The sequence below is a fragment of the Alcanivorax sp. HI0044 genome, from assembly GCF_001634945.1.
Genome location: NZ_LWEZ01000730.1, coordinates 1 through 1,691 on the forward strand (window position 1 = coordinate 1; position 1,691 = coordinate 1,691).

At 57.8% G+C, this 1,691-nt stretch carries 1 protein-coding gene; it reads left to right on the forward strand.

The features are described from left to right. The first annotated feature begins 364 nt into the window (after window positions 1-364). Complete coding sequence (locus A3730_RS08755) at window positions 365-1,345, forward strand: IS110 family transposase (protein WP_063519022.1); 981 nt, start codon at window positions 365-367, stop codon at window positions 1,343-1,345. Window positions 1,346-1,691: the final 346 nt, after the last annotated feature.

Genomic DNA, 1,691 nt, shown 5'->3' on the forward strand with positions numbered 1-1,691 from the left:
GGCATGATCGTGCTGCCGATCATGTGCTACAACCAGATCCAGATTCTTTGCGGGGCGTTCCTGGCCGGGTATTACCGGCGCAAGGTTGAGGCGCAGCCTGAGAGCCTTGGTGGGGTATCCTGAGCATGGGTTTGTCGGATTACGGCCTTCGGCCTCTCTGTGCCCTTGGGTAAATACGACCTTGTGTCTCTCCGGCGGAAGGATTTGCTACCCTTCCGCCACTGCTGGCGGGCAACCCGTATTCGACCTGAGGCCCTGAGCCTGTGATGTAGATAGGTCCCGCCAGCATTTCTCTCAAAACTTGAACGGTATCCGAGCCCTTCGTTGACCGGATGAGGCTGCACGAACAAGGAGAAGTGGAGAGATGGCTACCATCGGTATTGATGTCAGTAAGAAAAAGCTCGATCTGTGCTGGTTGCGTGATGCGCAGGCCGGCAAGGTAAAAACCCGGGTATTTCCCAATGCCCACGATCATTATCCCGCGCTGCTGTCATGGTTGCTCAAACAAACCGGCGCGTCCCCCGGCGAACTTCAGGTGTATCTGGAAGCCACCGGCATCTATCACGAACCCCTGGCGCACTGGTTGCACCAAGCCGGTGTGACGGTCTACGTGCTGAACCCTGCCCGCGTGCGCTACTACGCCCGTTCCCTGGGCGATCAAGGCAAGAGTGACAAGAAAGACAGCAAACGCATTGCCCATTTTGCTCTAGCCAACCCGGAGCTGACGCCTTGGCAGCCTGAGCCAGAGGAAGTGCGGACCCTCAAGCAGCTGGCGAAACGGCTGGAGACGGTGCAAAAGGACATTCAGCGGGAACAGAACCGGTTAGAAAAGGCGCAGTTCAACCGGGATACGCAAGCGGAGCACTCGATTACGCATGTGCTGGCGTTGCTGCGACGGGAGGCCAAACGACTGGTCAAGGAAGTGGATGAGCATATTGATCGCCATGACGGCCTGAAGCGCGATAGAGGCTTGCTGGAGAGTATTCCCGGTATTGGCGAGGTGCTGTCGGTGCATTTGTTGGTGGCACTACGATCAAGGCGCTTCAAGAGTGGCAGACAAGTGGCGGCCTTCATGGGGCTGGTGCCGGTGGAGTGGACCTCGGGCAGTTCGGTCAGGCACGCGCCGCGGCTCTCGAAGAATGGCGACCCCGCGTTGCGGCAAAAGTTATACATGGGTGCCGTTGTGGCGATGCGGCATAACCCCAGCATTCGGCGCCAATATCAACGGCTGTGTGCTGCAGGCAAACGAAAGATGTCAGCGCTGGGCGCGGCCATGAGAAAACTGGTGCACATCGCTTACGGCGTGCTGGCGCACCAGAAAGAATATGAACCACAGCCCGTTTGAGAGGGGTTGTGGTTCATTGGGAGAGACGGTATCTACAAACCACAAAACACACCATCCACTCGTAGNTCGTGTTTACCCAAGGGCACAGAGAGGTCGAAGGCCGTAACCCGACATAGGCCTGAGACTCAGCCGCTCGTTTGAGCAGACACCAGCACGCCACCAGCAACCCCAGAAACCCAGCCAGACCACGGGGGTCCCGCAGCATGGATTGGCTCAGCCCGAACCCCATAAACGCCACCACAACCAGGGCACCAGACAACGCAAAGGCCTGCACTTCACGGTTACGCGCTTTGACGCCCCGGTACCAATAACGACAGAACAACCCCAAAGGCAATAGATACAAAGC